The following is a 23,660-nucleotide window of genomic DNA, read 5'->3' on the forward strand; positions in this document are numbered from 1 at the left end:
CATGACCATCAATAGACGCGGCGCGCTTGCGCTGTTTGGCAGTGGCGCGGCGATGGGTATCCCGGGCGCGGCGCGGGCGACCGGGCAGACGGCAGAAGGGCGGTTCGCCCATGGCATCGCCAGCGGCGATCCGGCGGGCGACGGCGCAGTGATCTGGACCCGGATCACCACCGAAGCTGGCGCCGGCGATCTGCCGGTGACCTGGCATGTCGCCACGTCCCCCGACGGCAAGCCGATCACCAGCGGCAAGGCGACCGCGCGGGCTGCGGCGGACCACACAGTCAAGGTGGAGGTCACGCGGCTGAAGCCCGGTCGTGACTATTGGTACTGGTTCGCCACCGCGAGCGGCCAGCGTTCGCCGACCGGCCGCTTCCGCACCCTGCCAAGCGGTGCGGTCGACAGCCTGGTGCTCGCAGTGGCCTCATGCCAGCTTTACCCGGGCGGGTTGTTCAACGCCTATGCCGACATGGCGGCGCTGCCACGGCTCGACGCGGTGCTTCACCTGGGCGACTATATCTATGAATATGGTGCCGAGGGGTATGGCGCGGATGTCGGCCGCAAGCTCGGTCGCTTGCCCGATCCGCCGCACGAGATCGTCACTCTTGCCGATTATCGCCGGCGCCACGCCCAGGTGAAGGGTGATGCCGACATGCAGGCTGCGCATGCCCGCGCCGCGTTCATCTGCGTGTGGGACGATCACGAAGTCGCGAATGACGGATGGATCGGCGGCGCCGAGAACCATGATCCAGCCAAGGAGGGCGACTGGAAGGCACGCAAAGCCGCAGCGATGCAGGCCTATTTCGAATGGATGCCGATCCGCGATCCCAAGCGCGGTCGTCCGTGGGAAGCGATCAACCGCAGCTTTGAATTCGGCAACCTTGCAACGCTGGCGATGGTGGAAACGCGGCTGCTTGCACGATCGAAACAGGCCGAGGTGAAGGGCGGCACGCCGGGTCCCGAACAGTTCGCCACGGTCATGGCCGAACGCGCGCGGCCCGATCGCGAGATGCTGGGTGAGGACCAGCAGCGCTGGCTTGAAACTGTGCTTGCCGGTTCGGTTCGCGCCAATAAGCCGTGGCAGGTCCTGGGCAACCAAGTGGTGATGGCCCGGGTCCCCGGTCCGGACCTCTCCCGCCTGACGTCTCGTATTGCCACGCTGCCGCCGGCGTACCGCGACCGGCTCCAGCAGGCAGCGGCAGGCTTCACGGCAGGATTGCCGTTCAACTTCGACGCTTGGGACGGCTATCCTGCGGCGCGCGAGCGGCTGTACGCCGCCTTCCGCCGTGCAGGTTCGAAGCCGATCGTGCTGGCCGGCGACAGCCACGCCGCCTGGGCCAATGACTTGTATGACGACGCAGGTACGTTGGTAGCTTCAGAATTCGGCGCGACGGCGATCACCAGTCCGTCCTACGGATCGTTGCTGCCGGGCTTGGGCACGGTCCTTGCCGAAGGAAGCCCCGAAGTCGCTTTTTGTGACCAGGATAACAAGGGCTATACGCTACTCACCTTGACGCCTGACGCCGCGACCGCGGAGTTTGTGACCGTGTCGACGATCCTCACCAGACCGTTCGAGCGCAAGGTCGTGGCGATCTACCGCGCCGCGCCTGGGAAGCGCCGCTCGCCGCTTCAAAAGGTCTGACGGCTAGCTCACGATTACGACCAATTGCCGTTGTGTGCTCGACGGCAAGCAATCATTGTCCCATCGCGCCGCTGTTGCGGGTGCGCGATGGGACCCGCATCTGGCGACTTCATGCTGCACCGCCTCCCGCCGTGCTACGCACGCGAGCCGAAAAACGGCACAATTGCGCTTGAGGACTCAACAAGCCACAATCAAGGTCCGCAGGGTGGCTTGCGTGATCAGGCGAGAGTTCATGATGCGCAGCGTTCTACCCGCACTTGTCTTGTTGCTGATCGCTCTGGTCCCTGTCGTCGGCGGTATCGCCCATGCCCAAGCACCGACGCCGCATCTGGAGCGTCGTGGCGAGGCGACTCAGTTGATCGTAGATGGCAAGCCATTCCTGGTGCTGGGCGGCGAAACTCGTAACTCCAGCAGCAGCGATCTGGCCTACATGGCGCCGATTTGGCCAAAGCTGAAGGCGATGAACCTGAATACGGTGTTGGTTCCCGTTGCATGGGAAACGATCGAGCCTGAAGAGGGGCGCTTCGACTTCAGCAACGTTGATGGCCTGCTGAAGGGAGCGCGCGAGCACGATCTGCGCCTCGTCATTCTATGGTTCGGGGCATGGAAGAACACCTATTCCAGTTATGTACCGGGTTGGGTGAAGCGCGATCAGGCGCGGTTCGCGCGCGTCCAGATGAGTGACGGACGCGGCACCGAGCGTCTCTCGCCGTTTTCCGCTGCGGCGCGTGACGCTGATGCGCGCGCCTTCGCCCAGCTCATGGGCCACATTCGTGCCGTTGATGGCAAGCAACATACTGTCCTGATGGCGCAAGTCGAAAACGAAGTCGGCGTCATTCCCCAATCGCGAGACCATTCGCCGGCAGCTGAAGCAGCCTTCAGCGCGGCCGTCCCCGAAGCCCTGATGCGCTACCTCGCCGAGCATCGAACCACCCTGCATCCCGAATTGCGAACCGCGTGGGAAGCCCGCGGCGGGCGAACGCAGGGCACGTGGAAAGAATTATTCGGCGAGACCAGCATGGTCGATTCTTTGTTCATGTCGTGGGCGTATGCCACGTTCATCGAAACGGTGACGGCCGCCGGAAAAGCCGAATATCCGCTGCCGATGTTCACTAACGCAGCACTGATCCGGCCAAACTACGAACCTGGTCAGTATAATTCAGGCGGGCCGTTGCCATTCGCGGTCGACGTCTACAAGGCAGGCGCCCCTTCGCTCGACTTCCTCTCGCCCGACATATACTTTGAGGATTACGTGAATTGGGCGTCACGATATGCCCGGCGAGACAATCCTTTGTTTGTGCCAGAGGCGCGCGGCGGAGCACCCGGCGCTGCCAATGCGCTCTTCAGCTATGGGGCGCTTCGTGCGATCGGCTTTTCTCCTTTCGGAATCGACGGACAGGGCGTGGCCTTGCAGGGTGATGCTAGCATCGGCCTTAGCGCAGCAGGCGAAGGCGATCCGGCAATGGCTGCACTCTATGGTCAGCTCACGCCGCTCGTTCCGGTCATCCTCCAGAAGCAGGCTGAGGGAGGGATTGCGACCGTGATCCTGGAAGGCGGCGCCCAGCGTGCCGGCCGCGGTCGGATAGGCGACTACATCGTAGATGTGACGCGAGCCAGCGGTCCAAAAGGCGATGTCGACCCGACGAGCCGCATCGCTGCCATGTTCCTGCAAACGGCGGCTGACGAATACATCGTGGTCGGCAGCGGCGATGCGCAACTCCAGTTTACCACCGACCGCCCGGGCGCGCCGATCGTCGGTATCGAGAGTATCGACGAGCAGTTTTTAAGCAACGGCCGAATGGTGAAAGGCCGCCGTCTGAACGGCGATGAGACGGGCCAAGGGCAGTCGCTCCGCCTGTTCTCGACGGACGCCGCCGATAAGAAAGTATATCGGGTTCGATTGTATCGGTATCGCTGACAAGCGTTAGCTCCATCCGGCCGTCGTAAGCGTCGGCTCTCCGGCGGCGCTGTTCCAGTTCGGCGATCACGCGGGCAGTCACCTCGGCATAGAGGCTCACCCGAGGCGTCCCGATCCTGGCAGTCATCGCTCCTACTCCTGAAAACCACGCGAATGGGCTGAGGGCCGCAGAGCGCCTCGGCGCCGCCCGAAGCGGCGCAGAGCGCGGTCATGGCGAAGGCGTGAGACGCCCTCACACGCGTCAGAAGCGAAAACCTAACGTGGCCATGACATTGCGCGGTGCTGCAATGAAGCAGTCGCCTCGCGCGAGGCATGAAGCGAAGGCCTGCTTGTTGAACAGGTTCGTAGCGTTGAGCGAGAGGCGCCACTTGTTCCAAGTGATTTCGGCCAGTGCGTCCACAGTGGTGCGGGCTGGCGTGACTATCGTGTAGAGCGTGCCGGGCGTTACCGTCGGGTCGAGGGCATAGGGGTCGAGAGGACCGGTGGATTTGCTTTTGCCGCTGTACACGACGCCCGCTCCAAGGCGCAGCTGCGCGTCGCCGCTGGTCTGCACCGTCTTGGTTGACCAGACCGACGCAGTGTGGCGCGGCATATAGTCGAGGCTCGTATTCACCTCGGACTCGAGCTCGCTGTAACCATAGTTTAGCAGCAGCTCGAAATCGCCCGGCAGGGTGTGGCTCGCCTCAAACTCGACACCCTTGGTAGTCAACTCGCCCGACTGCGAAGTGACGTTGTTGGCGAGGTAAAGGACGCGGTTGTGCTCCTTGATGTGGAAGCCGGTGACGGTCATGAGCGTCGCGGGGCTCGGCTGCCACTTCACGCCCGCCTCGTACTGGGTGCCGGTCTGCGGCGTAAAAGAATTGCCGGGCACGCCTCCGGGACCGGTCAGGCGGCCCGCGATCGGCAGGAAGCTCTCAGTATAGCTGAAGAAGGGCGAGAAGCCGGCACCAATCTCACCGATGATGCCCACGCGGAAAGTGGTGGCGTTGTCGGTCTGGCCTGAGGAATTGGTCACGTGATCGCGGCGTGCGCCGACGATCACCGAGGCGCGATCGAACAGGCGAACTTGATCCTGAACATAGACGCCGAGTTGCTTTTGCGACTCACTGGTGAACGGGCCGGTCGGCTCGTAGGTCGCGAGCGCATCATAATCGATGTCGTAGAGATCGACGACCTCCCGTGTCGTGGCCGCGTAGCGTTTGGCGACCTTGTTCCAGCTATAGTCCAGCCCGACCAGCAGCGTGTGCTCGATGTTCGAACCCGTGCCGAACTTCAGCTGGAGATTGTTGTCGCTAGAGAACACGTTCATTCGTGCGTCGCTAGCATCGGCAGACAGACCGATGGTGCGCCCGTTGGTACCGTATACTGCGAACGGGTTCGTGGGATTGGTGTAACTGTCGGCATAATGCGTGACATATTCGAGGTCGCTGTCGATATAGCGCGACTTCAGACTCAAGCGGACCTGGTCAGAGAAATGGTGAAGGATCGACCCTCCGCCCTGAAGGGACCGGCCGGCATAGCGGTCCCATCCTGCCTTGCCGACAAAGGTGTAGGGGTCGAGCCGGCCGGCAGGATTGGCAGGGTTGGGACGAAAGGTGCCGACGATCGGGAGGAACTGCGAGGTCGATCCCGTATCATCCTCTTGATAAAGGCCCGTGAGGACGATGTCGGTGTCCGGCGTCGGCTGCCAGCGGATCGAGGGCGCGATCATCACGCGATCATCCGGCACATGATCCACGTAGGTATCGGCGTCTCGCACCCGCGCGACCGTGCGGACTGCGAGATTGTCGCTCAGCGCCAGGTTCGCGTCGCCCAGCACCTCCTTGCGGTCATAGCTGCCATAAACGAGGTTCAACTCGCCGCCGGTGCGAAACTCCGGCGTCTTGGACACCAGGTTGACCAGGCCGCCGATCGAACCTTGGCCGAACAACACCGAGGCTGGCCCGCGGACGATCTCGACACGCGAGAAGTTGTAGGGGTCCGACGAGATGCTGGCGTAGTAGGAGAAGATATCCCGCATGCCGTCGCGGAACTGCAGCGCATTGATGCCCCGCACGTTGAAGCCGTCGACGCGCGTATCGCGACCATAGGGATTGGCGAGCACGCCAGCTGCGTATTTCACCGTGTCGCTGATGTTGATTGCGCCCTGCGACAGGTAGGTTTCGGCCGGGATGATCGTCAGCGGCTGGGGCACTTCGGTCAACGGAGTGTCGGTCTTGGTGCCGGCATTGCCCGTTATCACGATCTCGTCGTCCGATGTAACGGGGGCGCTGTCCTGCGCCTGTGCGGCCTGCGTAAGCAGAACACTCGCCACCCCCACTGCCGCGATCAACTTTGTCATTATGCGCCCTCTTGATAGCGTCTGCGATTGCCGACGCCCTCTAATTTGTTGCGAAAGATTATCAATAGCATTTCTGCTTGCGCCGCCGGCTGGCAAAATTTATTGCCATCGAAATGGCTGCGCTCCCTTCCATCTCACCCTCGCCTCAGCGCCAGTGGACGCGCGTGCTGCTCGCTGGCCCTGGCGCAATTCTCGTCACCCTGGTGCTGCTTGCGGGAACGCCACTTTGGCTGCCCGGAGGGGCGGCGGGGATCGATAACCTCGCTTTGCCGCTCGTCCTTGCGCCGCTGATCTGGGCGCTACTGTTCTTTCACGCGTGCCTGGATCGCAACTTGGCGCGAGTCGCGCTGATCGCGGGCACCCTGCTCCTCATCCATGGTGGCATGGTCGCTGCACGCTTCATGGGCAGCGCTCCTGTCGTGGAGAAAGCACTATGATCCGTCTCGACAAGGCCCAAACCAAGGCGATGGTTGCGGTGCACGGATGGTCCGGCATCCTTTTGGGCCTTCTGCTATATGCCGTCGTCTTGACTGGAACCGCCGCGGTCTTCGCGCACGAGATCGGGGCTTGGTCGGCAGGCCATGTCGCCAGTCACTCGGCCTTCGAACAGCCGATCGATCAGACTCTGCGCCGGCTGACGGCGCAGACTCCCGCGCAGTACCGCGAAGCGGTCAATCTCTGGGAAACAGGCGATCACGGCCTCGGCGTGTTCTTCCATCGACATGAGGTTGACGCCGCGGGGGTAGCTACCGAAGCTGGAGTCTTCTACCAGCTGGACAATGTCGGCCGCATCCTCAATCGGACGACGGGCAACATCGACAATCTGTTTGGTCCGCGCAACGACGACGCGCTGAGCACCTTCCTGATCGACACCCATGTCCGGCTCCACGTGCCCAACCCCTGGGGGTTGCTGCTGACAGGGATCGTCGGCTTGGGAATGCTGGTTGCGGCGATTTCGGGCCTGTTGATCCACCGCCACCTGTTCAAGGACATTTTCACGCTGCGACGCCGCGGCAGCCCGGTGTTGGTCAATCGCGACAAACACAGCGTCGCCGGCACATGGAGCCTGCCTTTCGCCTTCGTACTGGCGTTTACAGGCAGCTTCTTCTCCTTCTACGGCACAATCGGCGTTCCCGTCGTTGCAATGGCTGCCTTCAGTGGTGATGTCGAAGCGCTGCAACACGCAGTGTTCGGAAATCCAGGCACTCCCGATCCGCGCCCTAGCAACATGGGCAATCTCGACCGGATCACCGCCGATGCGATCGCGCGCACTGGCGAAACGCCGACCTTTGTCGCCATCGAGAACTTCGTCCGGGCCGATGCGACCGTGACAAGCTACCACAACCCGAAGAGCGGCGATCTTGAGCCGGTCGCCCTCCTGTATAGCGGCGCCACCGCCCAATTCGTGCGAGCCAAGCCCCAGGTCGGCGCCCAGCCATCGGCAGGCGGCACGCTCGTTGGAATCATGGGGCCACTTCACTTCGGAAATTTCGCGGGCATGCTGTCAAAGGCGATCTGGTTCGGGCTGGGCTTCGCCATGTGCTACGTGACATATACGGGCATGCGGTTGTGGGTTGTGCGCCGGCAAGGTCAAGCGCGTTCCCTCACCTGGCTCGAACGTACGCTGACGGTCGTCGGCCTCGGTTTACCTCTCGGACTGGTCAGCGCCGCCGCCGCGTTTCTGGTCACGACGCGGCTGGGTTCGGCGGTCTACTGGACGACCGCAGCGTTTCTAATCGCCGCGAGCGCGGCAATCCTGATCGGCATAGTGGCGCGCAACAACGACATGCTGGCGACATGGCTCAAGGCGGCGACCGGCCTTGTCATGCTCGTGCTTCCGCTGCTGCGGCTGTTCGTCGCTGATGGCCCTGGCTGGGGCGAAGCGGTCGGGGCTGGACAGCCCGTTATTGCAGCGCTTGATCTTGCCTTCGCGACTGGTGGTGCGTGGTTGGTAGCTCAGTCCCGGAAAGCATGGCCGCGCCGCTCGTACCCAGCCGGACCGGCTATGGACGCGGTTGCGGCATGACCTTCTATCTCACGTTGAGCGCGCTCCTTCTTTCGGCATTCCCCATCTTCCTGCTCTGCGCCGGCGATCCGAAGCGGCGGCGCGCATCGGGAGAGGGCGACGGCTCGACAAGCCGGCAACGTTGGCCTTTGATGATCGCGGCATGTGCGCCGGGTTTGGTCAGCCTGCTGCTCGGCGACAGCGCGACCTTTATGCTCTGGCTGGGCGGCGCCGCGCTGATTGGGTGGCTGGCTGCAACAAGCTTTGCTGCGCGAGGTCGGGGTTGATCTGCTCTCATATCGGGCAGCAATCAGGCTGTCTTTAAGCGCTTTGGAGCCGCGTCGGCGCTCCAGATTACGGCGGAAGGGCCGCTCTCAGGAACCGCTTCGCCGTGCACAAGGAGCGCCAGCTTCGCGGTCGGACATCACTCATCGTAGGTCATTCGAGGCGAACAGCAGCTATCTACGTTTTCAAGTCGCAAGCCGACGCTCCGCTGGCGGCCCAATCCAGCCGGTAAGCGGCTTCTGAAGCGACGACCGATATCAGGGAGCGCTGAAGCCATCGCGAATGTCCGGCTGTGGGTCAGCATGGACGCGCTCTGTCCCGAAAGTCTGCCAGTCTGAGCTACAGCCTCACCCCTTCTTTAGGCTGCCCTGAGGCATGCTGTGCATCGGCCGGCAACCCCGCCCCTGTGCCTTGGCAGTGTTGGCATGCTAGAGTTATGCATATGTCAAATTCCCGACGCAATGCAGGCACCGTCAACGTCGACGGCGTCACATATGACTGGCACCTCCAGCGGGAACCGCATCTGTCGGATGACGAGGGTTGGAAGGGAATGAGCATTTCCCTTCTCCAGCGGGATGCCAAGCGCGAAGCGTTGCTGGAAGTTCCGCCGCCCAAGCGGCTATTGAAGGGGTTGCCGCACGGTCGTCTCCAACTCGACGACGCGACAATTTGGAGGTGCGTGCGTGCTGCTATATCGGCCGGCTGGGAGCCGATGTCGCGCGGCAAGCCAGTGGTGTTCACGGTCGATGCCGAAGGCAACTGAGCCCCCAACGCAGATGCGGGACGAGATCGGGTGGACACAGCGCCGTTGAATCGGAAGCTGAACGTACGGCCGAACTTGAGCTACGACCTGATATCTCTGGCCGGCTAGAAGTGGGTCTTTGCGACCGCGTAGCTGCCGATCAGCTTCCGCCCCCCCCTCCCCGCTCGCACGATGCTGGAGTAATCCCGAAGAGGCCGAGCATCGAAACTGCAGGCTGATCCCAACTGACGGCCGACGATCTTCGTTGAGCGCGATTCTTGCGGCGCCTGAAGAGACTCTCGATTGAGAAGGTCGCACCGGTCGCGCAGCACTCCTAATGGAGCGGCTTGACTGCATGATAGAAGTGATTCTCTTCTTCATGGCAGCCGATCAGGCGCAATCCTGATTCCTCAAGAAGACGACGATACTCCTGCTTGCCGAGTGATTGCGATTGCCGCTTGGTCAGCACGTCCTGCCATTTACAAGTCTGCCAGGGGGCAGTGAACAAAAAATGCCCTCCCGGTCTGAGAGCATTCGCCACCTGATGAATGACTTGGCGCTGGTCGTTCGCGGAGAGCAGGAACACCAGACCGATTGACACAGCCGCATCGAAAACTTGGTGAAAGTAGACGCTGTCCTGCGCCGCCTCACAGGCGCTGTGCGCGTTAGGAAACCTGCGGCGAAACGCCGACAACAACGAAGGCGATGCGTCGATCCCATAAACAGAGAAGCCATCCTCGATCAGTGCGTGCGCGATCGGCAACCCCGACCCACAACCAACATCTACGACTAAACTCGATGGCGGCAGATTGGCTCTTGCCCAAGACCGAACGAAAGTAGCTCCGATGTCGGATCGAGCGGCCATAAACTGCTCCGCGACCTCCTCATAACCCTCAGACTGGTCGAGCGTCATTCTGCGGACCTCCGGAAACGCGCAACAGTTACAACAGCTGGAGTAAAAAGCGACTAGCCGGAACGCCGATGTCCACAGCGTAGCGCACGCCCGACATGCTGATGGCGGTGCTGCGACTTGGTGGTTCCACGCTCAACAGAGCGGCCGCTTCCTGTCCTGTCGCTCCCCAACGTTCCCAGTGCCCCTCCCACCTAAATCGAGACTTACTCCACCGGCGCGCTGACGCGGGAAAGAATCTCCCAGCTATACTTGGTGGCAGCCACTACGGCCTGACTCAGAAGCGGAGCGTCAGTCTTCGGCCCCTGTCGATATGGCACGCCATTGCTGGCGCGCCGCGGCATCAGCCATTCCACCGACGCCTCGCGCTGCCATCATAATGTCAACGGCAAGCATTAGCCGGCGCTATCCGTCTGTTGTACACTACTGCGGCTCGCCATGCAGCCGCCAAGCGAAGTCTTCGCCATCGACGAAGCCACTCCACATGGCCTTCGTTTCGCGTTGCGCATGGCTAATAGAGCTAACCGCTCCATGGCCGCTTATACAACTTTGTGCCCGATAGCTTACGGGTGTACAAGCAGACGACCCGTTGCGGACGTCTACAAATCATGAGACACTCGTCGCACCAGATGGAGACATCTCATGGGCAACGCAAATGTGATGGTGATGCGGCGAGCAGTAATCTTATGGGTCGGCGCGGGTCTCCTGCTCGGTTTCAACATCTTCGCTGCTTCTCAAGCGAGCTATGAGCTCACGATGTGGGCACCTGTGCTCTCGGCAGCTTTTTCGATCTTCGGCATCGTTTTCGGTGTGTGGGCAGCTCGCAAGGTGACTGTTCGAGCTTAGCGGCAAGGGAGCTTCGCACCGTCGAGGCACTGCAAACCGGAAAGCTACGCCAGGAGCAGACGGTCCCGTTCCACCCCAATCCTCTCCGATTGACCTGCTCGCAAATCAAAGCCGCCGTCCGTCCGTCCAGCCAGCGCTGCAACTGCAGCAAAAGCCTGTTTGCGGACCTGGGCTAGGCCGCCGCACCTTAAATCGCGGCAAAAACGAGATTTCTTACGGCTGTCGAGCCGGCGAGCGCGTCCGAACTAACCGGAATGCCACCTCGTTGGTAGTACCGTTCTCATTAATCCGCACCCACATCGTGAGCGCATTCGGGCCCGTGCGTTCGACCGTCACCCCGTCGAAGAACCACCGGTCTTTTTCTACCGCCACGAGCGGGAAGATTACGGGCTTACCCGTCCTATCCTCCCAGCCACTCATGTCTGGGTTGAAGTGCCGGACCCGATAGGCGAGCGACCTCCGCAGCGGAACGTAATCGACGATCTCTGTGAACGCGGCGCCATCCTTGCCGTCTGTCATCACGAAATGGCCTGTGATCCGGCCCCAAGTGGCGCAGAGTAGGTTTCGGTCACGTCGGCACCCATTTCCGTGCCGACCCAACTCCCTGCTAACCAGGCTAGTTGATCTATCGACGCTGGCGGCGAGGTACCGTCACCGAGCGAGCGAGTGTTCTGCGCTGTGGCGGGGGTGGCCACCGCGAGGATAATGGCGATCAAGGTTCGCTTCACGGCTCGCCTCCCCACTGTGTCAGATCAGCTTAGTAGCGCCACAGAACTATTTCACCCGTCAATGTGACTATTTGCCTCGGCCTTTCCGATCTAGCTAGGTCGCCTGTCGTCAACTCCGACGCCCTCAGAACGGCAGCTTCTGCCCGATCGGCCATACCGGCTGACGCTCGGTGGCAGCCGCACGCAATCATTCGGCCCTCTGCCGGGCTTTGGGCAAGAAGGTGATCAAGACGATCCAGAAGATCGCCGCAGCGATCATGTGGAGGCGGGGTAATTTGCCATAGCCGTCGTAAATCGCGAGGTCTCCTTCGATTACGACGTAAGTCACGACATGTTTGCCGACGTTTCAGATCAGCGAGCTTCAGTCCGCGTTGGTAATAGTGCCATGATCCCTTCGCTGGTGCGTTGCATTCCGCACAGCATCGCTGAGTAGCAACGTCTGCCGCCCCCTCCCGCTAGATCGAAAGCCGCCATTCCGCTTTCCACCAGCAGCGGATTTTGCGGCCGGCAAGGCCAACTGCAGCAACAGCCTCGCTTAAGCTTTCGCTCGGTAGCGAGCGAAGCATCAGGTAGTTAGTCGCGCTCGTTCCTACTGGCCGGAGGCGGGCTAGAGCAGAATCCGGAACAGAGCACCGCCGCCCGGCGCATCGCGTACATCGATCGTTCCGCCGTGCGCGACGACGATCTGCCGGGCAAGGTTCAGACCGACTCCGGTTCCCGACCCGCGCGTCGTGAAGAACGGAAGAAACACGTCCTGCCGCAGGCCCTCAGGGATCCCCGGGCCGTTGTCCTCAACTTCGATTGCGGTGCCGTGCTGGTCGTCGAGGATGCGCAGCACCAGGCGCGGTGTCCGGTCGCCATCCCGCACCGCCTGCGCGCCGTTGCGCAACAGGTTAATCAGCACCTGCGCCATCAGGTCAGGGTCCGCGTCGAGCACCACCGTCTCGGGCTCCACCTCCACCAGCAGCGGCACGCCGGGCGATTGCGCTGCGAACAACCGGGCGAGTTCCTCAACCCAGGGATGCGCCGCAAAGGCGATGCGCTTGATCTCGGGCGTGCGGGCGACGGCGCGGTACGCTTCGATGAACTTGCCCAACCCGGCCGCCCGGCGCGCCAGCGTCGCGACAGCCAGCCGGGCATCGCTGATGCGTGGATCGTTCAGGCTGGCACCCGCCAGCAGTTCGTCGGCGGTAGCGGCCAGCGAGGTCACCGGGGTGAGCGAATTGAGAATCTCGTGAGTCAGGACACGAACCAGATCTGTCTGCGCGGCCACCTCCGCGGTGTCGAGCGTCCCGCCGAGCGGTTGCACCGTGACCACGCGAGTGCGGTGCCCCAACCGATCGAGCGACGTCGAGCGGACGAGCACCCGCTGCGGACGGCCGTCGATGACGGTGATCAGCAACTCGTCCCGCCCGGCCTCTGCCGCCAACCGTTTGACAAAGGTCGCGCCATAATCGGCGAAGCCTTCGGCAGTGGTACCGGCCGCCGCGAACAGCCGCCGCGCGGCCTTGTTGGCCAAGCTGACATGCCCCTCCGGATCAATCGTGAGCACGGCCACAGGCATGTCGTCAATCAAAGCTTCTAGGTAGCGTAACTCGCCGGTCAGGCGGTCCTGCTCGGCCCGGAACCGCGCCATTGCCCCATTGAGCGCGCTGGAAAGTTGGCCGAACCCCGCGCCGGCCGCTGCATCGAACCGCAGCGACGTGTCGCCGAACCGCAGCGCCTCGACGAAAAGCGCCACGGCCCGGTTCGTGCGGGTCACGTGCCGCCACAGCCCGGCAAAGGCGCCTGCGGTCAGCCCCAGCGCGACGATCCGGGCCGCACCTAGGCCCGGCGTCAGCAGCGCGGCGACCAGCGCGAGCACCGTCAGCCCCAGCAGGACGATCCAGCCGATCAGTCCTGCAGTGAAGCGCCGGTCAAAGCCCATGCTTCTCCATTCGCCGATAGAGCGCGGCCCGCGAAAGCCCGAGTTCGCCCGCGGCCAGCGAGATGTTGTAGCCATGCTTGCGTAGCGCTTCCTCGACGAGCCGCCGCTCGACCCGGTCCAGGTTGAGATCGTCCAGCGGCGGAGGCGCGGCCACGGGAGCGATGCGCGGAGCCGCCGATGCCAGTGCGAAATCCTCGGGCTCCAGCGCCTGGTCCTCGCGCGCCAGGATAACCGCGCGCTCCAGTGCATGGCGCAGCGCGCGAACGTTGCCGGGCCAGTCATGCGCCAGCAGCGCCCGTTCCGCCGCCGGACCAAGCCGTGGCAGCGCCCGCCCGTATCGCTTGGCATAGTGACCAAGATAGTGGCCGATCAGCTCGGGCACGTCCTCGGGCCGGTCGCGCAGCGGCGGCAGGTCGATCTCGACCGTGTTGAGCCGGAACAGCAGGTCCTGTCTGAAATGCGCCTCGTCGCGCAGCTTTTCCGGAGGAAGGTTGGTGGCGGCGATCACACGGATGTCGACGGGCACCGGCTTGTTCGCGCCCACCGGCGTGACCTGGCGCTGCTCCAGCGCGGTCAGCAGCTTGGGCTGGAGCCGCAGCGGCAGGTTGCCGATCTCATCCAGGAACAGCGTGCCGCCATCGGCCGCCTGAATGCGGCCGACGCGGTCGGCACGCGCGTCCGTGAAGGCACCCTTCACATGCCCGAACAGTTCGGAGTCGATCAGTTCCTCCGATACCGCGCCCAGGTCGACCGTCAGCATCACCTTGTCCGCGCGCAGCGATTGGCGGTGAAGCTCGCGTGCAACCAGTTCCTTGCCGGTCCCGTTCTCCCCCAGCACCAGCACGTTGGCGTCGGTAGGGCCCGCGCGCGCGATCAGCGAATGCACCCTCGCCATTGCCGGAGACCGCCCAAGCAGCGTCGATCCCGCCGCCCCGGCGATCGGTGGCGTCGCGCCCCCGCGTCCCGCCGCCACCCTTGATCGGCGTAGCGCCGCCGCGGTGCGCACCGTCGCCAGCAGCTTCTCGTTCGACCAGGGCTTAGAGACGAAATCGGTCGCGCCGCGCTTCATCGCCGCCACTGCCACTTGGATACCGGCATGCGCGGTGATCATCACCACCACCATCTCCGGATCGATGGCCAGCAGCTTGTCGAGCCAGGCGAGCCCTTCCGCCGCATCGGTCGCTCCCCGTGCGAAATTGGCGTCCAGCAGCACCACGTCGGGGGTCCGCGCCCGGATCAGCGGTAGCGCCTCGTCCGGGCTGCGCGCGGTGGCCACATCCGCGAACAGCCGCCGCAGCAGTAGTTGCGCGGCGACGAGGATGTCCTCGTCGTCGTCGATCACCACGCAGAACCCGTATTCCGGCCCGTCCGCCATCATCCACCCCGCTCCCGACGCATCTCGTACTGCGAGCGCCGCGAGGGGCCAATCAAATTGCGTGCCAATCGGAAGCGCGCGTGGGGCCGCACGTGCTCGACTTGGCACGACATGTGCTGATGACCGGCAAGGAGGTTGTTTGCATGTACGGTTGGTCTTCCAGTTCCAAAGCAAGGCTGTTGCTGGTCCCGCTGGCGCTCGCCGCCGCGGTGGCGTTCGCACCCTCCGCGCCACTCGTGCTGGCTATTGACGTGCAGGGCGGACGCGAAGGTCACGCCATGTTCCGCATCGGCTTCGCCTCGGTCCGCATCGTGTTCGGTTCCGAACAGCGCTGCCCGGATTCGGACAGTTGTGCCGCCTCGAAAAGTGCCGGCGTCTCGGCGGCCAGGCTGGCACGCGGTTTGCTGAAGCTATGAACATGAGCGTGGTTCGCATGGATCAGACGAGCACCGGGGATCGACCGGTCACCGGCAGCGGCATGGATGCGACAGTGGCTTCCACTCGCTGGCCGCTCTGGCTCAGAGGGGCGATCGCCGGTGTTACGCTGTTGCTTGCTGCGGCGCTGTTCTGGTGGTTCGCGCCCGCGAACGACAGCCAGACGGTCGGGGCCGACCACGTCACCATCTCCACCGTCACACGCGGCACATTCGACGACTTCATCCCCTTGCGCGCTCGCGTAACCCCGCTGCTGACCGTGTATATCGACGCGGTCGAGGGGGGGCGCGTCGAAAAGATGCTGGTCGAGGATGGCGCCACGGTTGCCAAGGACCAGCCGATCGCGCTGCTCTCCAACGCCGAGCTCCAGCTGTCGACGCTCGCCCGCCAGACCGAGGTCGAACAGCAGATCAACAATATGCGCAGTCAGGAACTGGCGCTCGCCCAGACTCGCCTGACCAACGAACGCGCCGTACTCGAGGCCGATCTCGCGCTCGACAAGGCCCGCCGCCAATATGACCGCGAGCGCCCGCTAGCCGCGCGCGGCTTCGTCACCGCCAAGCAGTTCGACGACACCGCCGCCGACTATCGCTACCAGCAGCGCCGCCTCGCCGCGCTCAAGCGCAGCCAGTCGACCGACGCCCGCCTCCAGACCAGCCAGCTCTCGCAGCAGCAGGCGGCGGCCCAATCGATGCAATCTGGCCTCGCCATCGCCCGCGCCAATCTCGACGCACTCCAACTGCGCGCGCCGGTCGCGGGTCAGCTCTCGGGCTTCTCGGTCCAGGTCGGCCAGTCGCTCCAGCGCGGGGAGCGGGTGGGGCAGATCGACAGCCCGGGCCGCAACAAGCTTATCGCCGGCATCGACGAATATTATCTCGGCCGCGTCCAGCTTGGCCAGGCGGCCGCGATCGACTGGGCCGGCACCCGCTTCCAGGCCCGCATCACCAAGATCTATCCCCAGGTCCAGAACGGCCAGTTCCAGATCGACCTGCAATTCCTTGGCGCCGAGCCCAAACAGCTCCAGCGCGGCCAGACGATGCAGGCCCGCCTCACGCTCGGCGATCCCGCACCTGCGCTGCTCGTGCCGAACGGCGCCTTCTACAACGAGACCGGCGGCAGCTGGATCTTCGTGGTGGCGCCCGATGGCCGCTCGGCGGTGAAGCGCCCGGTGCGCCTCGGCCGCCGCAACGCCGACTTCATCGAAGTCCTTGAAGGGCTCGATCACGGGGAGAAGGTGCTGACCTCACCCTATACCGGCTACGCCGACAAGACGCGCCTGGACCTGACCAAATGATGGAAGGCCAACTAGAAAAGGAACGCCGATGCTGAAGATGCGCGAACTCTCCAAGGTGTACCGCACCGACACCGTCCAGACGACTGCGCTGGATGCGATCGACCTCGACATCGCCGACGGCGAGTTCGTAGCGATCATGGGGCCGTCGGGGTGCGGCAAGTCGACGCTGCTCAACATGATCGGCATGCTCGATAGCCCGTCGAGCGGCTCCTACGACTTCAACGGCAAGGAAGTGGCGGGGCTGTCGGAGGGCAAGCTGGCCGATGTCCGCAAGGAGAGCATCGGCTTCATCTTCCAGAGCTTCAACCTGGTCGACGAACTCAGCGTCCGCGACAATGTCGAACTCGCGCTGCTCTATCACAAGGTTCCAGCTGCCGAGCGCCGCGCCCGCGTAGACGCGGTGATGGACCGGGTCGGCATCGCCCACCGCGCCAAGCACCGGCCCAGCCAGTTGTCGGGCGGACAGCAGCAGCGTGTCGCCGTGGCGCGCGCGCTGGTCGCCAGTCCGAAGCTGATCCTGGCCGACGAACCCACCGGCAACCTCGACACCCAGCATGGCGAGGAGGTGATGCTCATGCTCCAGACGCTGAACCAGGAGGGCTCGACCATCGTCATGGTCACGCACTCGCCCGCACACGCGGATTATGCAGGGCGCATCGTCAGCATGCTCGATGGGCGCATCCTGCAGGAGCGGCGGCGCGCGGCGTGAAGCTGGTTTGAGGGGGGGGCAAAAGATGTGGCGCAACTATCTCGTGATCGCACTCCGCCAGCTGGCGCGGAGTCCGGCCTATGCCGCGATCGGCATCGGCGGGCTGGCGCTCGGGCTCGCGGGATGCCTCCTGATCCTTGGCTATGTGCGGTTCGAGCAGACCTATGATGCCTGGTTGCCCGACAGCGGCAACGTCTATCAGGTCCAGTCCACGATCCATCCCCCCGGACAGCCTCCGGTCCTCACGCAGACGAGCCCTTTTCCCATCCATGAGCGGCTGCCGGCCGACTTCCCCCAGGTCGAGGCCGTCACGTCGGTCGCGCTCGGCAAGACGGTGACTGAGCGCGACGGCAAGCCGCTGTTCCTGGAACTCGCTACCGTCGACGAGAGCTTCTTCCAGGTTTTCGCGCTGCCGTTCGCACAAGGATCTCCGTCCCGAGCGCTGCCCGACCTTAATTCGGTCGTGCTGACCGAAAGCGAGGCGATCCGCCAGTTCGGCGCCGCCGATGCGCTGGGCAAGCTGATCAGCCTCGGGGCCGGCGCCGGCAAGCGCGATTATCGCGTCAGCGGCGTGCTGCGCGATCTGCCGCCCAACACCAACCTCCGGCTTAGCCTCATCTTCCGCCGCGACCTCAGCGAGGCCGCCTTTCCTTCCGATCAGCGCGGCTGGGGGAATTTGAACCAGCAGCACTGGGTGAAGCTGCGCCCCGGTGCCGATGCCGCTGGCTTGAATGCCGCCCTGCCGCGATGGGAAGCGCGCGTGATCCCGCCCCAGATGATCGATGGCAAGCTGGCGGCGATGTCGGACCTGTTCGACTTCCGCCTGGCGCCGATCCGCGACGTTCACCTGGGGCCGGTGCGCGAGGGCGGGTGGATACCCGGCGGCGACCGACGCGCGCTCGCCACCTTCGCGATCGTCGCGCTGCTGACGCTCGGCATGGCGGTGATGAACTTCGTCAACCTGTCCTCGGCCCGAGCCGTACAGCGGGCGCGCGAAGTGGCGCTGCGCAAGGTGCTCGGCGCGTCGCGCGGCCAGCTGGTCGTCCAGTTCTTGACCGAAAGCGCGCTGATGTCGCTGGCGGCGATGCTGGTAGCGCTGTCGGTGGTCGAACTGGCGACGCCGTGGATTGGACGATTGCTCGGCGTCGCCCTCCATTTCGCCTATCTGGGCGAGGGCGGCATGCTGTTGCCCGCCGCCGCGCTGTTCGCCATCACCACGATCGTCGGCGGCCTCTATCCCGCCCTCTACCTCAGCCGTTTCAAGCCCGGGCAGGTGCTGCGCGGCAGTTGGGCCTTGGCCGAAACGCCGGGCAGCGGGGGCGTCCGCACGACCCTGATCGTGCTTCAGTTCGCCATCGCTATCGGGCTGATCGCGAGCACCACCATCATCTATGCCCAGACCCGCTTCGTCGAAACCGTCGATGCCGGCTACCGCCGCGACGGGCTGGTGCAGATCGCCAACGCCTGGCGCTTCACCCAAGGCGGCGAATATGCCGCGGCGCGTACCGCCATGCTCGCGGTTCCCGGAGTGACCGGTGTTGGCCGCACCCGATCAGCGCTCGCCTCGCCCGAAAAGATAATCCGGCTGGTGCGCGCGCCCGGCGCGAGCGAGTATCTGTCGATGACGCTGTACAGCGTGGACGCCGAGTTCATCCGAACCATGGGCATCGGCGTGGCGGCGGGTCGGCTGCTGGGTGACCGCTTCGCGGAGGATCGGATATCGACGGAGGATCCGAAGCAACTCGCCGCCCGAGGCCTGAACGTGGTCGTCAATCGTGCCGCGGCCGCCCGCTTGGGGTTCAAGGCACCCCGGGCGGCAGTCGGCCAGGTGATCCAGGTCGCGGCCACCGGGCTGGACGTCGTGCCCTCGACCATCGTCGGCGTGGTCGATGATACGCGCTTCGGCACCGCCCGCGATGCCGTCGATCCGATCGTCTATGTCTATGCGCCCGAACAGACCAACCAGGTGGTGGTCCGCTACGTCGCAGCTCGCCCGGGCGAGGTCATGGCAGCACTTGCCAAGGTCTGGCGCCAGTTCGAACCCGAGTTGCCGTTCGAGGCACGCTTTGCGGAGGACATCGTCCGCGAAACCTATGCTGCCGAGCGGGCGCGCGGCGTGCTGTTCGCCGGGTTCGCGGCGCTGGCGGTCGTGATCGCCTGTCTCGGCCTGTACGGTCTGGCGTCGTTCGCGACCGAGCGGCGGACCAGGGAGATCGGCGTCCGCAAGGTGCTCGGCGCCAAGGTCCACCACATCGTCCGACTGCTCGCCTGGCAATTCTCCAAGCCGGTGGTGCTGGCGAACGTCATCGCCTGGCCTGTCGCCTGGTGGGCGATGCGCGCCTGGCTCAACGGCTTCGACCTGCGGATCGGCCTGAGTCCCGCGCCCTTCCTCCTGGCCGGACTGCTGGCGCTGTCGGTCGCGCTGGCGACTGTTGCCGGCCAGTCCTTCCGCGTCGCCCGCACCAATCCCATCCACGCGCTCCGCTACGAATAGGAACTCCGATATGTGGCGCAATTACCTGACGGTCGGCATCCGTGCGCTGGCGAGGAACCGCACTTATGCGTTGATCAACATCCTAGGCCTCGCCATCGGGCTCGCCGCGTGCCTGCTGATCCTGCTCTATGTGCGCGAGCAGGTGTCGTTCGATCGATTCATGCCGGACCATGACCGCATCTACCAGCTCCAGACGGCGCAGACCGATACCGAGACCGGGACAGTCACCAACATCCAGCTGTCGCCCTATGCCGCCGGGCAGGCGCTGGCCAAGGATTTCCCCCAGATCGCGGCGCACACCTACCTCGCCAACAGTCAGCCAATCATCATGGACAAGGGCCAGCTCCGGCGGCTGACGATCACAGGCGTCGGCCGACTTCTTCAAGGTCTCTGACCTGCCGTTCGTGCACGGCAACGCAGTGACAGCGCTTCCCGACGTTCATACCGTCGTCATTTCGCAGCGCACGGCAAAGTCGTTTTTCAGCACGGAACACGCGCCGACGCGGGCACGCGCAGGCCGATGCGCGCACGGGTACGCGCAGGCGCGCAGGGTTGGCAGGAGGTATTGCGGCGGCTAGAGCAACTCAGACGTAACAAAAACCCGAAAGCACCATCCTTTGACCGACGCGACTGTGCTCGCCGACCCTTCCGACATCACGCCCATTTCGATCGTAGACGAGATGAAGACCTCGTACCTCGATTACGCGATGAGCGTCATCGTGGCGCGCGCGCTTCCCGACGTTCGTGACGGCCTGAAGCCGGTTCACCGCCGTATCCTCTACGCCGCGCAGGAAGGCGGCTATGTTGCCGGCCGCGCCTATCGCAAGTCGGCGCGTCTCGTCGGCGACGTGATGGGCAAGTACCACCCGCACGGCGACAGTTCGATCTACGACGCCATGGCGCGCATGGCTCAGGATTGGGCGATGCGGGTCCCGCTCATCGACGGTCAGGGTAACTTCGGGTCGATGGATCCCGATCCCCCCGCGGCCATGCGCTATACCGAAGCGCGGCTCGCCCGCGTCGCCTCGGCGCTGCTCGACGACATCGACAAGGATACCGTCGACTTCCAGGACAATTATGACGGCTCGGAAAGCGAGCCGACGGTCCTGCCCGCGCGCTATCCCAATCTGCTGGTCAACGGCGCTGGCGGCATCGCAGTCGGCATGGCGACCAACATCCCGCCGCACAATCTGGGCGAAGTCATCGACGCCTGCCTGGCGTACATCGCCAATGGCGCGATCACGACCGAGGAACTGATCGAGATCGTTCCCGGCCCCGACTTCCCCACCGGCGCAATCATCCTCGGCCGGGCCGGCTGCCGCTCGGCCTATCAGACCGGCCGCGGCTCGATCATCGTGCGCAGCCGCCACATCACCGAACAGCGCGGCGAGCGCCGTTCGATCGTGCTCACCGAAATCCCGTACCAGCAGGGCAAGAACGCGCTGGTCGAAAAGATCGCCGAGGCCGCCAAGGAAAAGCGGATCGAGGGCGTCAGCGACATCCGCGACGAATCCTCACGCGAAGGCGTGCGCATCGTCATCGACCTGAAGCGCGACGCCACCCCGGAGGTCGTGCTCAACCAGCTGTGGCGCAACACGCCCGCGCAATCGAGCTTCCCGGCCAACATGCTCGCGATCCGCGGCGGCCGCCCCGAACTGCTCAACCTGCGCGACATCATCGAGGCCTTCGTCAAGTTCCGCGAGGAGGTCATCACCCGCCGCTCGAAGTTCGAACTGGCCAAGGCTCGCGAGCGCGCGCACATCTTGCTCGGCCTGGTGATCGCCGTCACCAATCTCGACGAGGTGGTGAAGATCATCCGCTCGTCGCCAAGCCCCGCGGTCGCCCGCGACCGGCTGCTTACCCGCGAATGGCCGATCGCCGAGATCGCGCCGTACATTCGCCTGGTCGAGGCGGTCGATACAGAGGTCACCGGCGACAGCTATCGCCTGTCCGAAGCGCAGGTTCGCGCGATTCTCGACCTCCGCCTGCACCGCCTGACGGCGCTCGGTCGCGACGAGATTGGCGAAGAGCTCAAGAAGCTGGCCGACTCGATCGCCGAACTGCTCGAAATTCTCAGCAACCGCGCCAAGCTCTACGAAGTCATCATCGAGGAACTCACCGCGGTCCGCGACGCCTATGCGACCCCGCGCCGCACCGAGATCGCCGCCGCCGCCGACGGGATCGAGGACGAAGATCTTATCGAGCGCGAGGACATGGTCGTCACCGTGACCATGGAAGGCTATATCAAGCGCACCCCGCTCGACACCTTCCGCGCGCAGGCCAAGGGCGGCAAGGGCCGCGCCGGCATGGCGACCAAGGACGCCGACGCCGTCACCAACCTGTTCGTCACGTCGACGCACACGCCGGTGCTGTTCTTCTCGAATCACGGCAAGGTGTACCGCATGAAGGTCTGGCGCCTGCCCGAGGGTGGCCCCGCCACTCGCGGCCGGCCGATGGTCAACCTGCTCCCGCTCGCCAATGGCGAAGTCATCTCGACGGTGCTGCCGCTGCCGGAAGACGAAGCGACCTGGGGCGATCTCCACGTCATGTTCGCCACCGCCAAGGGCAATGTCCGCCGCAACTCGATGGATTCGTTCGCGAATATCCGCAGCTCGGGCAAGATCGCGATGAAGTTCGAAGAAGGGTCGGACGACCGCCTGATCGGCGTGTCGCTGCTCACCGAGGACAATGACGTCCTGCTCGCGACCAAGCAGGGCAAGGCGATCCGCTTTGCCGCCACTGATGTGCGTGAGTTCCAGAGCCGCGATTCCACCGGTGTCCGCGGCGCGCGCCTGGCCGAAGGTGACGAAGTGATTTCGCTGTCGGTCCTGCGCGGCTTCGCTGCCACCCCTCAGGAGCGCGAGGATTACCTCAAGGCCGCGCCGTGGAAGGAAGGCGAGCGTGAAATGACGCTCAGCCCAGAGCGCATGGCCGAGTTCGAAGCGGCGGAGGAATTCGTCCTCACCGTCACCGCCAATGGCTATGGCAAGCGCACCTCGGCCTATGAATATCGCCGCACGAACCGCGGTGGCCAGGGCATCACCAACATCGTCAGCTCGGATCGTAATGGCCCGGTGGTGGCCAGCTTCCCGGCGCATAATGGCGAACAGCTGATGCTGGTCACTGACCAGGCCAAGCTGATCCGCACCACCGTCGGCTCGGTCCGCGTCACCGGCCGCAACACCCAGGGCGTGATCCTCTTCCGCGTCGCCAAGGACGAGCATGTCGTCTCAGCCGCCCGCATCGAGGAAACCGAGGAAGAAGCCGAAGTGAACCTGGCCGATGGCCCGGCCGCTTCCGAGCCCACGCCCGACGCCGACACGGCCGACGACGCGGCGCAGGGTCCGGCGGACGGCCAGTGAGCATCAGGAGGACCCAAGCATGAAGGACAGCCTCGCCTACAAGGTGCTGACCGCGCAGCAGATGTCAGCGCTGGAGCATGACCGCGTGTTCGAGGGCGCACCGGTCGACCTTGCGGACGGCTACATCCATCTCTCGACCGCCGAGCAGTTGCAGGAGACCATCGACAAGCACTTCGCCGGCCAGGAGGATCTGTGGCTGGTGGCGGTCGATCTCTCCGCGGTGCCAGACGCGGTCAAGTGGGAGCCGTCGCGCGGTGGCGCGCTGTTCCCGCATCTCTACCGCGAGCTCTCGCTCGACTTCGTGGTCGCCTATAGCGAGCTGAACTACGAACCCGATGGCAGCCTTCGCCTGCCAGTAACCGGCTGAAACCAGAACTGGCGGAACGCGGGCTTGACGAGGTCGCCCCCGGCTTCTAAAGCCCGCGCTCCGCAGCACGGCCCCTTCGTCTAGCGGTTAGGACGTCGCCCTCTCACGGCGAAAACACGAGTTCGATTCTCGTAGGGGTCACCAGCGATTACAAGCATTCAGACGCTTGATCGCGACAGCGGCGGCGCAGCGGTATGGCTGCTCCCTCCTCTCCTTCGACATGCCAGAAGTTCCCGGGCCGGCTGACGTAGATCCGTACTTCCGCCCTCACGAACCACTGCGT

General features: G+C 64.3%; 20 protein-coding genes and 1 tRNA gene. 15 read left to right on the plus strand and 6 right to left on the minus strand.

Translation table 11 applies throughout. The features are described 5' to 3' along the window. Window position 1: 1 nt before the first annotated feature. Together LQ953_RS09670 and LQ953_RS09675 are read left to right on the plus strand one after the other, a co-directional pair. Window positions 2–1,639, plus strand: a complete 1,638-nt coding sequence (locus LQ953_RS09670) for an alkaline phosphatase D family protein (RefSeq protein ID WP_231030534.1) — start codon at window positions 2–4, stop codon at window positions 1,637–1,639. Window positions 1,640–1,871: 232 nt separating this feature from the next. Continuing rightward, window positions 1,872–3,557 carry a GH35 family beta-galactosidase gene (locus LQ953_RS09675; protein WP_231030535.1) on the plus strand — a complete coding sequence of 562 codons (1,686 nt, stop codon included), beginning with the start codon at window positions 1,872–1,874 and terminating at the stop codon, window positions 3,555–3,557. A 241-nt stretch (window positions 3,558–3,798) separates the two neighbouring features. Here LQ953_RS09675 and LQ953_RS09680 read toward each other — a convergent pair whose 3' ends face one another. Further along, window positions 3,799–5,898: a TonB-dependent siderophore receptor gene (locus LQ953_RS09680; RefSeq protein WP_231030536.1), complete on the minus strand. Its 2,100-nt coding sequence runs from the start codon at window positions 5,896–5,898 to the stop codon at window positions 3,799–3,801. Window positions 5,899–5,975: 77 nt separating this feature from the next. On the opposite strand from LQ953_RS09680, the gene LQ953_RS09685 reads away from it, so the two are divergent. The 4 genes from LQ953_RS09685 (at window position 5,976) to LQ953_RS09700 (ending at window position 8,951) form a co-directional block, all read left to right on the plus strand. Continuing rightward, the gene (locus LQ953_RS09685) at window positions 5,976–6,335 is read left to right on the plus strand and encodes a hypothetical protein (protein ID WP_231030537.1); all 360 of its coding nucleotides are present in this window, start codon (window positions 5,976–5,978) and stop codon (window positions 6,333–6,335) included. Continuing rightward, window positions 6,332–7,924 (plus strand): PepSY-associated TM helix domain-containing protein, encoded by a 1,593-nt coding sequence (locus LQ953_RS09690; RefSeq protein WP_231030538.1) that lies wholly within the window; start codon window positions 6,332–6,334, stop codon window positions 7,922–7,924. The genes LQ953_RS09685 and LQ953_RS09690 overlap by 4 nt, the downstream gene beginning before the upstream one ends. Then, complete coding sequence (locus LQ953_RS09695) at window positions 7,870–8,190, plus strand: hypothetical protein (RefSeq protein ID WP_231030539.1); 321 nt, start codon at window positions 7,870–7,872, stop codon at window positions 8,188–8,190. Before LQ953_RS09690 ends, LQ953_RS09695 begins: the two co-directional genes overlap by 55 nt. Before the next feature lie 440 nt (window positions 8,191–8,630). Next, window positions 8,631–8,951, plus strand: coding sequence for a hypothetical protein (locus LQ953_RS09700; protein WP_231030540.1), 321 nt, complete (start codon window positions 8,631–8,633; stop codon window positions 8,949–8,951). 313 nt (window positions 8,952–9,264) lie between these two features. Here LQ953_RS09700 and LQ953_RS09705 read toward each other — a convergent pair whose 3' ends face one another. Further along, complete coding sequence (locus LQ953_RS09705; RefSeq protein WP_231030541.1) at window positions 9,265–9,843, minus strand: class I SAM-dependent methyltransferase; 579 nt, start codon at window positions 9,841–9,843, stop codon at window positions 9,265–9,267. Window positions 9,844–10,482: 639 nt separating this feature from the next. On the opposite strand from LQ953_RS09705, the gene LQ953_RS09710 reads away from it, so the two are divergent. Then, window positions 10,483–10,686 (plus strand): hypothetical protein, encoded by a 204-nt coding sequence (locus LQ953_RS09710; protein ID WP_231030542.1) that lies wholly within the window; start codon window positions 10,483–10,485, stop codon window positions 10,684–10,686. Window positions 10,687–10,899: 213 nt separating this feature from the next. Here the strand turns inward: LQ953_RS09710 and LQ953_RS09715 are convergent, their stop codons facing one another. The 4 genes from LQ953_RS09715 to LQ953_RS09730 all read right to left on the minus strand — a co-directional run bounded on the left by LQ953_RS09715 (window position 10,900) and on the right by LQ953_RS09730 (window position 14,716). After that, entirely contained in the window at window positions 10,900–11,286 is a 387-nt protein-coding gene (locus LQ953_RS09715) for a DUF6265 family protein (protein WP_269141418.1), read from the minus strand. Window positions 11,287–11,601: 315 nt separating this feature from the next. Further along, window positions 11,602–11,742, minus strand: coding sequence for a hypothetical protein (locus LQ953_RS09720; RefSeq protein ID WP_231030544.1), 141 nt, complete (start codon window positions 11,740–11,742; stop codon window positions 11,602–11,604). Between the two features lie 279 nt (window positions 11,743–12,021). Beyond that, on the minus strand, window positions 12,022–13,341 hold the full coding sequence (locus LQ953_RS09725) for a sensor histidine kinase (RefSeq protein ID WP_231030545.1): 1,320 nt from the start codon (window positions 13,339–13,341) through the stop codon (window positions 12,022–12,024). Further along, a complete protein-coding gene (locus LQ953_RS09730) occupies window positions 13,331–14,716 on the minus strand; it encodes a sigma-54-dependent transcriptional regulator (RefSeq protein WP_443026570.1) in 1,386 nt (461 codons plus the stop codon). The genes LQ953_RS09725 and LQ953_RS09730 overlap by 11 nt, the downstream gene beginning before the upstream one ends. 92 nt (window positions 14,717–14,808) lie before the next feature. Here LQ953_RS09730 and LQ953_RS09735 point away from each other — a divergent pair, with 92 nt between their 5' ends. From LQ953_RS09735 to LQ953_RS09770, 8 genes are all read left to right on the plus strand, one after another. Next, window positions 14,809–15,132, plus strand: a complete 324-nt coding sequence (locus LQ953_RS09735) for a hypothetical protein (protein ID WP_231030547.1) — start codon at window positions 14,809–14,811, stop codon at window positions 15,130–15,132. Between the two features lie 17 nt (window positions 15,133–15,149). Then, the gene (locus LQ953_RS09740; protein WP_231030548.1) at window positions 15,150–16,445 is read left to right on the plus strand and encodes an efflux RND transporter periplasmic adaptor subunit; all 1,296 of its coding nucleotides are present in this window, start codon (window positions 15,150–15,152) and stop codon (window positions 16,443–16,445) included. 28 nt (window positions 16,446–16,473) lie between these two features. Further along, a complete protein-coding gene (locus LQ953_RS09745; RefSeq protein ID WP_231030549.1) occupies window positions 16,474–17,154 on the plus strand; it encodes an ABC transporter ATP-binding protein in 681 nt (226 codons plus the stop codon). 25 nt (window positions 17,155–17,179) lie between these two features. Continuing rightward, the gene (locus tag LQ953_RS09750; protein WP_231030550.1) at window positions 17,180–19,648 is read left to right on the plus strand and encodes an ABC transporter permease; all 2,469 of its coding nucleotides are present in this window, start codon (window positions 17,180–17,182) and stop codon (window positions 19,646–19,648) included. A 10-nt stretch (window positions 19,649–19,658) separates the two neighbouring features. Further along, on the plus strand, window positions 19,659–20,042 hold the full coding sequence (locus tag LQ953_RS09755) for an ABC transporter permease (RefSeq protein WP_231030551.1): 384 nt from the start codon (window positions 19,659–19,661) through the stop codon (window positions 20,040–20,042). Window positions 20,043–20,265: 223 nt separating this feature from the next. Then, window positions 20,266–23,010, plus strand: coding sequence for a DNA gyrase subunit A (gene gyrA, locus LQ953_RS09760; protein WP_269141420.1), 2,745 nt, complete (start codon window positions 20,266–20,268; stop codon window positions 23,008–23,010). A 19-nt stretch (window positions 23,011–23,029) separates the two neighbouring features. Further along, entirely contained in the window at window positions 23,030–23,377 is a 348-nt protein-coding gene (locus LQ953_RS09765) for a DUF952 domain-containing protein (protein WP_231030552.1), read from the plus strand. A gap of 69 nt (window positions 23,378–23,446) precedes the next feature. After that, window positions 23,447–23,521, plus strand: a tRNA-Glu gene (locus tag LQ953_RS09770). The last annotated feature ends 139 nt before the right edge of the window (window positions 23,522–23,660 follow it).

It is taken from the genome of Sphingomonas sp. IC-56 (assembly GCF_021043375.1).
Taxonomy (GTDB): domain Bacteria; phylum Pseudomonadota; class Alphaproteobacteria; order Sphingomonadales; family Sphingomonadaceae; genus Sphingomonas.